This is a genomic window from Candidatus Poriferisocius sp., assembly GCF_965219775.1.
In the GTDB taxonomy this organism is placed as follows: domain Bacteria; phylum Actinomycetota; class Acidimicrobiia; order Acidimicrobiales; family Bin134; genus Poriferisocius.
This window is the reverse complement of the sequence record NZ_OZ244793.1, coordinates 1,610,096-1,625,968: the sequence shown is the minus strand read 5'-3', so window position 1 is coordinate 1,625,968 and position 15,873 is coordinate 1,610,096. Positions and strand designations below refer to the sequence as shown.

At 71.0% G+C, this 15,873-nt stretch carries 2 protein-coding genes; both read left to right on the top strand.

The window, feature by feature from the left end:
- The first annotated feature begins 60 nt into the window (after window positions 1-60).
- On the top strand, window positions 61-14,184 hold the full coding sequence (locus ACOQPQ_RS07260; RefSeq protein ID WP_420640374.1) for a putative Ig domain-containing protein: 14,124 nt from the start codon (window positions 61-63) through the stop codon (window positions 14,182-14,184).
- 121 nt (window positions 14,185-14,305) lie between these two features.
- Entirely contained in the window at window positions 14,306-15,853 is a 1,548-nt protein-coding gene (locus tag ACOQPQ_RS07255) for an RCC1 domain-containing protein (RefSeq protein WP_420638773.1), read from the top strand.
- Window positions 15,854-15,873 lie beyond the last annotated feature (20 nt).

Below are 15,873 nucleotides of genomic sequence, written 5' to 3'. Positions count from 1 at the left end.
GGGGGATCCAGAAACGCAGGAGCCTGGGGGGATACGGTCTCGATACGCGCGTTCCCGAAAATGAATACGCCGGCGCCGCCCGGCGATCCGCCACCCGAGGAGGTGACCACCTCGGTGGACGGACCCCATTCGGTGACGATGAGGTGGTCGGCACCCACCAATACGGTGGTGGTGGACTACTACGAGACGCGTTACCGAAAGACGCCCTCGGACGATGACGATGATGACGACGACATCTCAGAGAATGAACAGGTCGATGCGTCTCCGTGGGACAAGGGAACCGACGACCCGAATCACCCGTGGTCGCGAGTAGGGGGCCGGGGCGGCGACGGGACGCTCCGCAGCCACACCCAAACGGGCCTGGATGACAATACCGAGTACGAATTCCAGGTCCGGGCGGTCAACAAGACGTTCAGTAGCATCACCAGCAATCGCGACGTCGTGCAGAAGAGCCTGCCGCAGGACTACACGGCCTCGACCCCGGTGGCGGTGCCCGACTCTCCGATCGATCTGGCGGCGGCGGCAGGCGACGGCGTGGTGGACCTCTCGTGGAAGCCGCCGACCAACTCAACCGTGTTGGATTGGTTCGAGGTTCGCTACCGCCCGGTGTTGGGAACCTGGGGGGATTGGGCGGTGGTGCCCGGCATCGGAGAGGCGACGGCCCACCAGGTGCAGGGTCTGACCAACGGCACCACCTACGAGTTCCAGGTGCGGGCGGTGAACTCGGCGGGATCGGGGGTGGCGGCGCAGGCCAGTGCCATGGCGAGCTTTGTGCCGGCGGCGCCGTCGGGGTTCACGGCGTCGGGGTCGGGGGTGGCCGGGCAGGCGGCCCTGCGGTGGACCGGCCCGAGCGACGACCGCATCACCGGTTGGGAATACGAACTGGCCCAGACCGGACGAACGGGAACCTGGCAGACGCTGCAGGGGGCGGCGGGCACGGCCCGCGCCGGGGTGATCACCGGCCTGCAACCCAGCACCCCGGGGAGCGTGACCAACTACGACGTGCGGTTGCGGGCGGTGGCCGGGACGGTCAAGGGACTGGCCTCACCGCTGGTGACGGTGGCGAGCTACACGGTGGCGAGCCCCTGGAAGTTCGCGGCGGGGGCGGTGGTGCCCGACATCGACGGGGTGGTGGGGGAGTCGGTGCAACTGGGGCCGTTCGCGGCAACCGGTGGCGACCTGAGCCGGGGCTACACCTTTGAGTTGGTGCCGTCGGTGCAGGGGTTGACCGTGACCTCCACGCCCAACCCGGATGACGGCACCATTTCGGTGACCATTGCGGGAACGCTCGGCGGGGCCTTCGACGGCTCGGTGGAGCTGGTGGCCGAGACGCAGCCTGCGGGAGGGAGATCCACCGATCGGACGCGTACCGATGCGCGGCGATTCAGCGCCCGGGTGGTGAGCAACTCCGCCCCGTGGTTCAGCAGGGACTCTTCGGTGGCCGACCAGGTGTTCTTGGTGAGCGAGCCGCTGACCCCGGTGGTGCTGCCGGAGGCGACCGGCGGAAACGGGGCACTGGTCTATACGGTGCTGGCCGCCGACGGTAGCGGCCTCCCGGCCGGGCTGACCTTCGACGCCGCCACCCGTACGCTGTCGGGCACGCCCCAGGCGACGGCGGCCGAGAAGTCGTTCACGTACAAAGTGGTGGACTCCGACCGGATCACCGGGTCGCGTGACGAGGCGACGTTGACGTTCAACCTGGCGGTGCGACACCGGGCGGTGGCCCTGACGTTCCCGGCGGGAGCGTCGCTGGATGTGTGGGCCACGGAGGGCGATTCGGTGTCGGCAGGGCCCGTGTTGCTGACGGGGGCGGCGGGGGCGCACGACTACGGGGTGAGGTTGGCCGCGGGTGATTCGTTGCCGAACGGATTGAGTCTGACGACGACCAAGGACGAGACGGCGGGCACGGTGTCGGTGTCGGTGACGGGTAGGCCCAACTCGGCCACCCAGGGCACCGTGGACGTGGACCTGGTGGCCTACACCAAGGCGACGGCAAACGGAACCGAGGTGGAGACCGACCGGCTGACGGCGCGGATGGAAGTCGAGGCCAACAGCCGACCCAGATTCGAGGATCGGGATGCGGTGGCGCTGAACTGGGAGGTGGGGTTGCCGGTGTCGGTGACGCTGCGGTCGGCCACCGACGGAAACGGGCCGCTGAAATACAGGCTGCTGTTGCAGAGTGCATCGGTGCCCGCAGGAATCACTTTCGACCCAGCGACGCGGACGTTCTCGGGCACACCCACCGCCGCGCAGTCGAGGGCGACTTACCTCCTCCATGTGGACGATTCCGATCAGCGCACGGGCACCGATGACGCAACGAGCTTGACCGTCTACATCACGGTGGCCGCCCAGCAGGTGAAGCTGCGGTTCAAGCCGGGGTCGGCGGTGGCCGACATCTCCACGGTGGTGGGCGAGCCGGTGAGCTTCGGGCCGGTGGAGGCCTACGGGGCGCCGGGGGCGGCGGAACTGGAATTGGCGGTGGTCCCCAAGACGGCCGCCGATCCGGCGTGGCCCACCGAACTGGCGTTGACCACCACCTACGACCGGGACGCGGGCACGGCGTCGGTGAGCGTGGCGGGCACCCCCACGTCCGCGGTCTCGGGCGACTATCAACTGGAGGCGCGGACCAAGGCCGCGGCCGACGACCCCAGCGCGCAGGTAACCGACACGCTGGACTTCTCCCTGACGGTGGAGGCCGTGACCGTGCCGGTCAACACCGTGCCGGCGTTCGACGAGGATGCCGCGATCGAAAACCAGACCCTGGTGAAGGGCACGCAGTTCTCGCTGGAATTGCCGGCGGCGACGGGGGGCAATGGCACGCTGGTGTACTCGCTGGCGGCGGCCGACGGGAAGCGTCTGCCGGCGGGGTTGGTGTTCGACCCGGCCACCCGCACGCTGTCGGGTACGCCGTGGGCGGTGTCGGCGGCCCGGTCGTTCTCCTACACGGTGGCCGACTCGGACAACATCACGGGCTCAGCAGATGAGGCGGCGTTGACGTTCTCGATGACGGTGGGGGAGGCGGCGTCGCCGGTGCCCGCGTTGGTGTTCGGACCGGATGCGACGTTGGGCGACGTGACGGCGGCGGTGGGGGAGTCGGTGACGGTGGGGCCGGTGTCGGCGTCGGGGGCGTCGGGGGCGTTCAACGTCGAGTTCCGGGTGTCGCCGGCGTTGCCCAAGGGGTTGTTGGTGTCGTCGTCGTTCAATGTGGTGGCGACGGGAGACGGTCGGGTGAGCATCAAGGGGCGGCCGCAGGAGCTGTTCGACCAGGTGGTGCGGTTGTCGGCGTACACCCAGGCCACGGAGGACGCGTTGCCCGAGGAGACGGACTGGTTGGAGTTCCGGTTGACGGTCACGGGAACGGCCAACCGGGTGCCGGGGTTCGGCACCCAGTCGGTTGACCCCCAGGTGTTCGGGAAGGACAGCACCGTCTCGTTGGTGTTGCCGGCGGCTTCGGGCGGTGACGGGGCCCTGGTGTACTCGTTGACGGGGGTGGGCAACGGCCTGTCGTTCAACGCGGCCACCCGCACGTTGTCGGGCACGCCGGTGACGGTGGCCACGGAGACCGACTACGTGTACACGGTGGGAGATTCCGATGTGTTCGGGGCGGCCGACGGGGACACGTCGTCGTTGACGTTCGGGGTGACGGTGCTGGCCAATCGGTCGCCGGTGGTGGCTCGGACGCTGGGGGACCACACCGTGCTGGTGGGGGTGCCGCAGCGGGTGTCGTTGGCGCCGGGCGGTCGGGAGATGTTCACCGATCCCGACGGGGACGACTTGGTGGTGTCGGCGGTGTCCTCCAATGCGTCGGTGTTGTCGGCGGTGGTGTCGGGCACCACGTTGACGTTGACGGGGCTGGCGTCGGGGACGGCCAAGGTGACGCTGTCGGCCGATGACGGCTTGAGCAAGCCCGCGTCCACCGAGTTCGACGTGGTGGTGAACAGTGCGCCGCGGGTGGTGGCGCCGGTGGCCGACCGGGTGGCCACCGTCGATCAAACGTTCGAGGTGGTGCTGTCGGGCACGGGCGGGGTGTTCGCCGACGCCGACGGCGACCCCCTGACGTTCGAGGCGGCGGCCAAGGACTCTGCGGTGGTCACGGTGTCGGTGGCGGGTTCCGAGCTGTCAGTGACGGGCAGGAGGGCAGGGACGACCACGGTGACGGTGTGGGCCCGAGACGGGCGAGGGGGTTCGGCGTCGGAGACGTTCACGGTACGGAGCAACACCGCACCGAAGACCGTGGCGGGGAAGACACCGGGTGACGTGAACGTGGCGGTGGGCGGTACGACGGCGGTGTCGGTGGCCGAGACCTTCACCGACGATGAAGGAGACGCCATGTCGTATCTGGCCCGGGTGTCGGACACGGCGGTGGCCACGGCGTCGGCGTCGGGTTCGGTGGTGACGGTGACCGGCGTGGCGGTGGGGTCGGTCACGGTAGCGGTGCGGGCTCGGGACATCCACGGCGGGCTGTCCCCGGAGGTGACGTTCACCGCGGTGGTCACCACGCAGCTCGCCCAGTTGAAGTTCGAGCCCAACAGCACCATCAATGACATCTCGGTGGTGACCGGCGTCCCCATCAGCACCGGGGCCAAGCGGGCCTTCGGCGCCGACGGTGCCCTCGAATCCCGGGTGGCGCTGGTGCCCGCGCCGAGCACCCTTCCGCAAGGGGTCACGTTCGTCACCACCCCCTACTCGGATGGGGCCCGCACGGGGATTGAGGCGAAGCTCTCGGGCACCCCGACGAGAACCCTGGCCAAGAAGGACTACGCCTTCGTGGCCTACACGAAGTTGACGGCGGACTCCGACGAGGTGGAGACCGATCGGCTGGCGTTCTCGTTGGAGGTGGTGGCCGATTCGTCGCCGTCGTTCGGGAGGGACACGGTGGCCGATCAGACGTGGGAGCAGGGGTACACGTCGGTGGATCTGACGTTGCCGGCGGCGTCGGGGGGCAACGGGGACGTCGTGTACTCGTTGGAGGGGCCGTTGGTGGACGCGTCCGATCCGTCGAAGGGCCGGGTGCCGTTGCCCGCGGGGGTGACGTTCGACACTGCCACGCGGAAGCTGTCGGGGACGCCGACGGCGGTGTTGGCGACCACCATCTTCACCTATCGGGCGGTCGACTCCGACCGGCTGACCGGTAGCAGGGACGAGGCCAGCCTGACGTTTTCCATCACGGTGGAGGCGGCCAAGGTGGAGCTGCGGTTCGAAGAGGGGGCGTCGATTTCCGACATTACGGCGGTGGCCGGCGAGCGGGTGTCGTTCGGCCCGATCACGGCGGCGGGGGCGCCGGGGGCGGCGGCGTTGGAGTTCGTGATGGAGCCGGACACCAGTGACGACGACCCGTGGCCGACCCAATTGGCGTTGACCACCAGCTACAACCTGACGGCCGGTACGGGCACGGTGTCGTTGGACGTCGAGACGGACATGGCGGCGAGCGCGGTCTCCGGCGACTACGAACTGGTGGCGTACACGCAGGCCACGTCGGACGTCGCTTCCCGCACGGCGACCGACACTTTGCCCGCGTTCCGCCTGTCGTTGGCGGCCAACCTCAAGCCGGGGTTCTACCCGGATGACACGGTGGACGACCAGACGCTGGTGCGGGGTACGGCCATCTCCCCGGTGGTGTTGCCGGAGGGGTTCCTGGATGACGACGACGAGCCCTACGGCAACGGCGTGGTGGTGTATTCCCTGGAGGGGCCGGGGGGGCAACGGTTGCCCGCGGGGTTGGCGTTCAACCCGGCCACCAGGACGTTGTCGGGCACCCCCACGGCGGTGCTGCCGGAGACGACCTACACCTACACGGTGGCCGATTCGGACGGGAACACCGGGGCGACCGACGAGGGCAGCCTGACGTTCACCATCACGGTGACCGAGAACGCCGCCCAACCGACGGCACTGGTGTTCGCGCCGGACGCCTCCATCGGCGATGTGTCGGTGGCGGTGGGCGACGTAGTGTCGGTGCGGGTGAACGCGTCGGGGGCGGCCGGGGCCAAGGGCTTGGCATTCACCCCCACCCCGACCGGTCTGCCCGACGGGGTGACGGTGACCACGGAAAACATCGATCTGGTGGCGGGTACGGCCACGGCGTTGATCAGCGGGCGACCCACCGAGCCGTGGACCACCACCTCCTACCTGCTGAACGCCCGGACCTGGCCGTCGGACGAGGCCACCGAAGCCTATGAGACCACCGACACGCTGGCGTTCAACCTCACGGTGACCGGGGAGGCCAACAAGGTGCCCTCGTTCGGGACAGCCTCGGTGGCCAACCAGCGGGCCATCCGGGGCATTCCCTTCCGTGTGGAGCTGCCGGTTGCGTCCGAAGGGGACGGAACCTTGACCTACGCGCTGGCGGGGCCGTTGGTGGACGCCACCGATCCGTCCAAGGGGCGCCGGCCGCTGCCCGCGGGGTTGGCGTTCAACGCGTCCACCCGCACGCTGAGCGGGACGCCCTCGGCGGTGACGGCTCCGGCCACCTACACCTACACGGTCAAGGACAACGACGTGTTCGCGGGCGATTTCGTGGATGACTCGCTGACGTTCGCCCTGGTGGTGATGGAGAACAACGCCCCCACGGTGGCCAACGCCACTGCCGACGTGACCGTGACCACCGGCGGCACCGAGACGGTGGCGCTGGAGGCCGACGGAGCGGCGGTGTTCACCGACGCCGACACCGGTGACCAGCTCACCTACACCGTGGCGGTGGCCCCCACCGGGGTGGTCGCCGCCACCGTGGACGGGGCCACCATCACCCTGACGGCGGCGGCCACCGCGGGGACGGCCACGGTCACGGTCACCGCCACCGACCTGGGGGCCAACACCGTTGCCGACGAGTTCACCGTTACCGTCAACGAACCCACCAACCAGGTCCCCCGAGTTTCCCGACCGATCGGGGACACCTCCGTGGCGGCGGGGTCGGCGGCGGTGGTGGACCTGGAAGCCGACGGTTCGGAGGTGTTCACCGATCCCGACGGCCACCCGCTCAGCTACACGGCCACCACCAGCGCGGCGGGGGTGGCGGCGGTGACCCTGGCGGGCAGCTCGTTGACGGTGCGGGGGGTGGCCGGAGGGACGGCCACCGTCACGGTCACGGCCACCGACAGCAGGGGAGGCACGGCCACCGACGACTTCGGGGTGACCGTGACCGAAACCCCGTCGGCGGGCAACCAGTCGCCCCGGGTGGCCCGTCCCCTGCCCGACGCGGCCATCGACGCCGATCGGGCGGTCCCCTCCACGCTCACCCACCGGGTGTTCCTCGAACTGGCCAGCGGGGACGTGTTCACCGACCCCGACGACGACCCCCTCACCTACACGGCCACCACCAGCGACGCGTCCAAGGCCGCCGTAGTAATCGACAGCGCCACCACGGCGGTCACCGTGACGGCCAAGGCACCGGGCACGGTCACGGTGACGGTGACGGCCACCGACCCGGACGGGGCCACCGCGGCTGACGCCTTCAGTGTCACCATCACCGAGAAGGCCAACCGGCCCCCCGAGTTTGCGAACCACTCTGCTGTCATTCCCCCGATCGAACGCGGTAAGAAAATTGAGAACCTTTCCCTTCTCAAGGCCATTGATCCCGAAGGGGACACGGTCACCTACTCCGTGACCTCGACCAACCCGGCCGTGACCACCGGCTCTTGGTTGCAGGATCCGGATCAGGCGACGCGCATTCGAATCACCCTGTTCGGCCACGCCAAGGGGCAGGCCACGGTGAAAGTCACCCCGGTGGATGACCGGGGAGCAGCGGGGCGGCCACTGGAAATCCCGGTGTGGGTGCGAAACTCGGCGCCGGTGCTCCTGGCCAACTTCCCCGACGTGGCGGTGGGGCCGTCCCCGGGGATGTCGATCGACCTGAACGAGTGGTTCTCCGACCCCGACAGGGACGCCCTGACCTTCACCGCCACCTCCTCTGACGTCCTTGACATCACGGCCACGGTCAGCGACACCGGGGTGCTCACCCTCATCGGCATCGGCAATCGCTCCTCCACCATCGAGGTGACCGCCACCGACACTCCAGGCGTTCGCGGGAGCACCGCCTCCGACAGCTTCACGGCCACCAACATCACGGCGACCGACGTGTACTTCCGGGCGGTCATTCCCGACCAAAGCTGGGTGGTCGGCCAGGCCATCACCCCGCTCGTTTTGCCCGAAGCCCTCGGGGGCACCTCGCCCTACACCTACACGTACGCCGCGGTGGGTACCGGCTCCCTCCCGGCCGGGGTGAGCTTCAACGCCGCCACCCGCACGCTGTCGGGCACGCCGACCACCGCCCAGGCCGCCACCGAGGTCCGCTACCAGGCCACCGACTCGGCCACACCCACGGCGGCCACGGCCTCGCGTACCTTCTCGGTGACCGTGGAGGCCACCGGCCCGACCCAGCCCAACCGGGCCCCCACGGTGGCCAACGCCCTGAGTGCGAGCCAGGTGAACGTGGGGGCCGCGCTGGCCATCGACCTGGAGTCGGCCGGGGCGCCGGTGTTCAGCGACCCCGACGGTGACACCCTCACCTACACGGCCTCCCTGGCCTCCCAGGGGGCCACCGCGCCGGCCAACGCCACGGTCAGCGGCACCAACCTGACGGTGAACGGCCTGGCGGCGGGCACGGCCACCGTCACGGTCACGGCGGCCGACTCCTCGGGGGCCACCGCCACCAGCTCGTTCACGCTCACCGTGGTGCAGGCCAACCGGGCCCCGTTGGTGGCCAGCCCCCTGGCCAACGGCACGGTGGAGGTGGCGGGCACCATCACCCGCTCCCTGGCGGGCGCGTTCACCGACCCGGACGGCGACACCCTCACCTACACGGTGGCCTCCTCCAGCATCGGGGTGGCGGCCGCCGCTCGCACGGCCAACTCGGTGACGGTGACCGGGGCCCGAGCGGGCACGGCCACCATCACGGTCACGGCCACCGATCCCTCCGGGGCCACGGCCACCTCACCGTTCACCGTCACGGTCACCGCGGCCAACCGGTTCCCCACCGCCGATCGAACCATCCCCAACGCCGGCCTCTACGTGGGCGGCAGCACCACCCGCTTCCTGGTCGGCGTCTTCTCCGACCCCGACAGCGACCCCCTTTCCTACACGGCGACGTCGTCCAGCGTCGATACCGCCACCGTCAGCCGGGTGGGCACCACCATCACCGTCACCGCCGTCCGCCCCGGCACGGCCACCATCACGGTGGCGGCCTCCGACAATCGGGGCGGTCAGGCCTCCACCACCTTCACCGTCACCGTTTCGGTGCCCAACAACCCGCCGGTGCTGGTCACTCCCCTCGCCGACGGCTCCCTGCGGGTCGCGGGCTCCCTCAGCCGAAGCCTGGACGGCGTGTTCTCCGACCCCGACAGCGACGACCTCACCTACACGGTGTCGTCGTCCAACAGCAGCATCGCCACCGCCGCCCTCCAGGGCACGGCCGTGACGGTGACGGCGGTGGGCGCCGGTAGGGCCGACATCACCGTCACCGCGTCCGACGGACGGGGCGGCCGCGCGTCGGACACCTTCGCCGTGACCGTGGCGTCCACCAACCAGCCGCCCACAAGGGTCAGCGAGATCGCCGATGGCAACGTCGGGAACGGGGAAACCCTCCGGCGGTCCCTCATCGGCGTGTTCTCCGATCCCGACGGGGACCCCCTCACCTACACGGTGACCTCCTCCAACCCAGCAGCGGCGGCGGCCACCGTCTCCGGCACCCTGGTCAGCGTCGCCGCCCGGGCGGTGACCCAGGTGACGATCACCGTCACGGCCGCCGACGGCAACGGGGGCACCGCGGCAGACGATTTCAACGTGACCATCCAGGCAGGATCGCCGGGCAATCAGGATCCGCTGGTGGCCAAGGCCATCGAGGACGGCCGGTTGGTGGTGGGCAACGTGCTCACCCGGTCGCTGGTCGGCGTGTTCACCGACCCCGACAACAACCCCCTCACCTACGTGGTGAGGACATCGGACCAGAACGTCGCCACCGTCGACTGGACCGACACCGCCATCAGCGTCACCGGGAGGGGCGGGGGCACGGCCACCATCACGGTGACGGCCAACGACGGAAGACTCGGCACCACCAACACCTCGTTCACCGTCACGGTAGCGGCGGTGGCCAACCAGGCCCCCACGGTGGCGGCGGCCATTGCCGACCTCTCGCTGGTGACCGACGACATCAAGACCCAGGCGCTGAGTGGCGTCTTCGCCGACTCCGACGGCGACACCCTCACCTACACGGCGACGTCCTCCGACGCGGCGGTGGTCACCGCCACGGTCACCGGGGCCACCCTGACCATGACCGCGGTGGCCGCAGGCACGGCCACCGTCACGGTCACCGCCACCGACCCGCAAGGGGCCACGGTGTCGGACACCTTCTCCGTGACCGTGCAGGCCACCAACCGGTCGCCGGTGGTGGACGCACCCATCACCGACGGGGCGGTGGAGACCGGCGGCACCCTCTCTCGCTCCCTGACCAGCGTGTTCTCCGACCCCGACGGCGACGCCCTTACCTACACCCAAGCCTCCTCGAACGGCTCGGTGGCCACCGTGGAGCGGGAGGGCACGACCCTCACCGTGAACGCGCTGGTGGCGGGCACGGCCATCGTGACGGTGACCGCGGCCGACGGACGGGGGGGCACGGCCACCGACCAGTTCACCGTCACCGTCACCACCGCGCCTCCCCCGAACCGACCGCCCACCGTGAACGCCCCGGTGGTGGACGGCACGGTGACCACGGGCGGTACGCTGACCCGGTCGCTCACCGGTACCTTCACCGACCCCGACGGCGACACCCTGGCCCTCACGGCGGCGTCGCTCAACCCCTCGGTGGCCACCGTGGCCCTGGAGGGCACGCAGCTCACCATTACCGGCAGGGCCGTGGGGTTGGTGGTCATCACCGTCACCGCGGCCGACGGCAAGGGCGGCAGCATCAATACTGCCTTCGCGGTGTCGGTCACCGCCGCCAACCGGGCGCCCACCGTGGCCAACCCCATTCCCGACGGCACGGTGACCGCCGGGGCCAATCTCACCCGGTCGCTGGCCAGCGCGTTCGCCGACGCCGACGGCGACACCCTGGCCTATTCGGCGTCAACGTCCGACGCGAACGTGGCGGGCGTGGCCCGCAACGGGACCACCCTGACCATCAGCGGGGTGGCCCCCGGGACGGCCACCATCACGGTGACCGCCGACGACGGCCGGGGCGGCAGCGTGAGCGACACCTTCACCGTGACGGTGACGGGGGCCAACCGGCCGCCCACGGTGGCCGCCCCCATCGCCAACGGGTCGGTGGCCGCGGGGAGCCGGCTCACCCGCTCCCTGGTGGGAGTGTTCGCCGATGCCGACGGTGACACCCTGGCCTACTCGGTGGCCACCTCCGACGCAACGGTGGCCACGGCCACCCGGTCGGGCACCACGGTGACCGTCACCGGGGTGGCGGCGGGCACCGCGGCGATCACCGTGACGGCGAGCGACGGCAGCGGGGGCAGCGTCAGCACGGCGTTCACCGTGACCGTGCCGGCGGCCAACCGAGCCCCGACGGTGGCCAACCAGATCGCCGACGGCACAGCGGCGGTGGCGGGCACGCTCACCCGCTCGCTGGTGGGGGTGTTCGCCGATGCCGATGGCGACACGCTGACGTACGCGGCCAGTTCGGGCGACACCCGGTTGGCCACGGTGGCCGTGGCGGGGACCACGGTGACCGTCACCGGGGTGGCCGTGGGCACCGCGGTCATCACGGTCACCGCGGCCGACGGCAACGGGGGGGAGGGGTCCGACACGTTCAGCGTGAGGGTGGCCGCCACCGCGCCGACCAACCGGAGCCCGCTGGTGGCCACGGCGCTGGCCGACGGTTCGCTCTTGACCGGGGGCACGCTCACCCGTGACGTGGCGGGCACGTTCACCGACCCCGATGACGACACGCTCACCTACTCGGTGACCACCTCCGACCGATCGGTGGCCACGGCCACCCGGTCGGGCACCACCGTCACCGTGACCGCGGTGGGGGCCGGGTCGGCCACCATCACGGTGACGGCCAGCGACGGCAACGGCGGGTCGGTCTCCACCGGGTTCACGGTGACCGTCACGACCCCCAACCGCAGCCCGTCGGTGCCCAAGCCCTTGGCGGGAGGAACGGTGGTGGTGGGGGGCACGCTCACCCGCTCGCTGGTCGGGGTGTTCTCCGACCCCGACGGCGACACCCTCACCTACACCGTGGCGTCGTCCAGCTCGTCGCGGGCCTCGGTGGCCATCGACGGCAACACGGTCACCGTCTCCGGTAAGGCCGCCGGGAGCGTGGCCGTGACCGTGACCGCCAAGGACGGCAAGGGCGGGGCGGTGTCCGACGAGTTCACCGTGACCGTTTTGACCCAGGCACCGGTGAATCGGCCGCCCGTTCGCTCGAAGCAGATCGACGGCGGGTCGCTGTTGGCCGGGGGTACGTTGGAGCGGTCGCTGGCCGGGGTGTTCAGCGACCCCGACCGCGACCGATTGACCTACACGTTGCAGACCTCGAACGTGGCGGTGGCCACCGCCACCCACACGGGCACCAACGTGACGGTGAGCGGGGTGGCCCCCGGTACGGCCACCATCACGGTGACCGCCTCGGACGGCAACGGCGGTGCGGCGTCGGTGTCGTTCGTGGTGACGGTGACGTCGGCCAACCGGGCCCCGGTGGTGGCCAACCCCATCGCCGGTGGCATCGTGGAGACCAACGGCAAGCTGTCGCGGCTGCTGATCGGGGTGTTCGCCGACGCCGACGGCGACACCCTGGACCTGAGCGTGGCGTCGTCGGACACCGCGGTGGCCACCGCGGCCAAGGCGGGCAACACGCTCACCGTGAACGGGGTAAAGGAGGGGGCGACCACCATCGCGGTGACCGCCGAGGATCCCCGCCAGGCCCGGGTGACCGACGCCTTCACGGTGACGGTGGTCACGCCCAGGGTGCAGAACCGGGCACCCCTGGTGGCCAGCGGGCTGGGCAACAGCAGTGTGCAGGTGGGGGGATCGTTCAACCGCTCGCTGACCGGGGTGTTCAGCGACGCCGACGGCGACACGCTCTCGCTGCAAGCGGTGTCGTCGGCCCCCTCGGTGGCCACGGTGTCGCTCACCGACGAGGTGTTGACGGTGAACGGGGTGGCCACCGGCACCTCCATCATCACGGTGACGGCCGACGACGGCAATGGCGGCTCGGTGGCCGAGACCTTCGTGGTGACGGTGTCCACCACCGCGCCGACCAACCAGGCGCCCACGGTGGTCAGCGGCATTTCCGGGGGCTCGGTGGAGGTCGGGGGCACGTTCACCCGGTCGCTGTCGGGGGTGTTCAGCGATCCCGACGGGGACGTGTTGTCGTACGCGGTGTCGTCGTCGGCCCCCTCGGTGGCCACGGTGTCCCGCACGGGTACCACGTTGACGCTGCGGGGGGTGGCCGCCGGTACGGCCACCATCACGGTGCGGGCCTCGGACGGCGAGGGGGGCAACGCCCAGACCACGTTCACGGTCACGGTGGGGTCCGGGGGCAGTGGCGGCGGTGGCGGCATCGGTGGTGGAGGCGGTGGGGGTGCGCCCGCCGGTCCGCCCGCGCCGGGCGAACTGGAGTTCGCCCCGGGAGCGTCGGTGGCCCCCGTGCAGTTGGTGGTGGGCGAGTCGGCCGTGGTGGGCCCGGTGGTGGCCACCGGGGCCCGGGGAGCGTTCGACCTGCGGGTGCGGGTGGAGCCCGCCCTGCCCAAGGGCCTGGCGCTGACCGCGGTGTACAACGCGGCGTCGGGGGTGGCCACCGCCTACATCGTGGGCATCCCGCGGGAGCCCGCGGCCAACCGGCAGTACGAGCTGGTGGCGCTGACCCGGGAGCTGTCGAGTTCCCGCTGGGAGGAGACCGACCGGCTGGTGTTCACCCTGGCGGTGGAGCGGGACGTGGCACCCCGGTTCGCCCCGGCCACGTTGCCGGCGCAGACCTGGCGGGCAGGCGGCGAGGCCATCGCGTGGGTGCTGCCCGCGGCCTCGGCGGGGAACTACGGGGTGCGCTACTCGGTGGTGGGCCCCCACAACCGTCCGCTGCCCACCGGAATCCAGTTCGACCCGGCCACCCGCATCGTGTCGGGCCGACCGCTGGTGGCCCAGCAGACCACCACGTACGCCCTGTCGGTGGTGGACGGGGACGCCAACACCAGCCCCGGCGACGCCGACGTCGTGTACTTCGACATCACCGTTCTGCCCCCGTTGTGAGCCCGCAATGCCGACCGCCAACCAAGGTGAATGACTGATGGAAAACAGGAAGACCGCAGAGGTCGATTCGGCGACCGGAATGGCCCAGAACCGAACGATGAGGCTGCTATTTTGGCCACGAGTGATCGGGAAATCGACCGGGCTGCGCCTGGTGGCGGCGGTGGCCGTGCTGGCCATGGGATTGGCCACGAGTTCGGGGGTGAGCGCCCAGACGGGCGGGGCCGGGTTCTTCTCGGGGCCGGTGATCACCGGGCCGGACTTCTGCCTCAACCTCAGCCTGGGTGGCCCGGTGACGTACCCGTTCGACAGCAACGGCGACGGGGTGGCCGACGTGTGCTCGCTGCCCCGCACCCGCCGGGCGGCGGTGGCCCGCCAGCACGCCCTGGAGCGGCTGGGCAGCGGCCAGACCGCGGTGTTCGGCCAGCTCTTCGCCGAGGAATGCCGCAAGGTGACCGAGAGCTACGGCGAGGTCAACCAGGAACCGTTCGACGAGTGCGCCGCCCCCCGGGCGGCCGCTCCCGGCAACGTGCCCGCGGTGCCGGTGAGCACCCAGGCGGGGGCGCCCGGCGTGGAGGCGGTGACCTTCTACTCCGGCGGGGTGATCACCGGCCCGGACTACTGCCTGGTGGCCAGCTTGGGCGGTCCGGTGACGTACCCGTTCGACAGCAGCGGCAACGGGGTGGCCGACGTATGCTCGCTGCCCCGCACCCGCCGGGCGGCGGTGGCCCGCCAGCACGCCCTGGAGCGGCTGATCCAGAGCCATGCGGCGGTGTTCGAGCAGCTATTCGCCGAGGAATGCCGCAAGGTGGCCGAGACCTACGGGGAGCCCGCGGTGGAGCCGTCGGACGAATGCGCCCCCCACCGGGCGGCCGGGCAGCGTTACACGCAGTTGGCGGTGGGCGGCACCCACGTGTGCGGCCTGACGGAGGGCGGGCTGGCCGAGTGCGTGGGCGGCAACGACTTCGGCCAGGCGTCGCCCCCCACCGGCCAGGTGTTCACCGCGCTGGCCGCCGGGGTGTTCCACACGTGCGGCCTGCGGCCGGACGGCGGGGTCACCTGCTGGGGCAACAACGCCGACGGGCAGGCCCAGGCGCCCCCGGTCGGATCGTTGACGCAGGTGGTGGCCGGCGGGGCCCACACCTGTGCGCTGCGCTCCGACGGGGTCGCGGTGTGCTGGGGCAACAACGAGTTCGGCCAGTCCACCCCGCCCGCGGGCCAGATCTTCACCTCCCTGGCCGCGGGCGACGTCCACACCTGTGGGGTGCGGTCGGCCAACGGGGCGGCGAGGTGCTGGGGCTTCGACGGGGACGGCCAGGCGGACCCCACCACGGTGCAGGCCTTCTCCCAGGTGACCACCGGGGCCCGGCACTCCTGCGGGCTGTGGGTGGCCACCGGCGGGGTGCAGTGCTGGGGTTACGACGGGGACGGCCAGTCCACCCCGCCGGCCGCCGGGACCTACACGCAGGTGGTGGCCGGGGGTTGGCACACGTGCGGGTTGCGGGCCGACGGCACCGCGGTGTGCTGGGGGTTGAACGAGCAGGGCCAGGCCTCCCCGCCGGCGAGGCTGAGCTTCGTGCAGTTGTCGGCCGGGGACGGGCAGACCTGCGGGCTGAGTGCCGAAGGGGTCCGGACGTGTTGGGGCGGCAGCGTGCCGCCGTCAGGTCGCTAGCAGTGCGGGGCGAGGCCGGG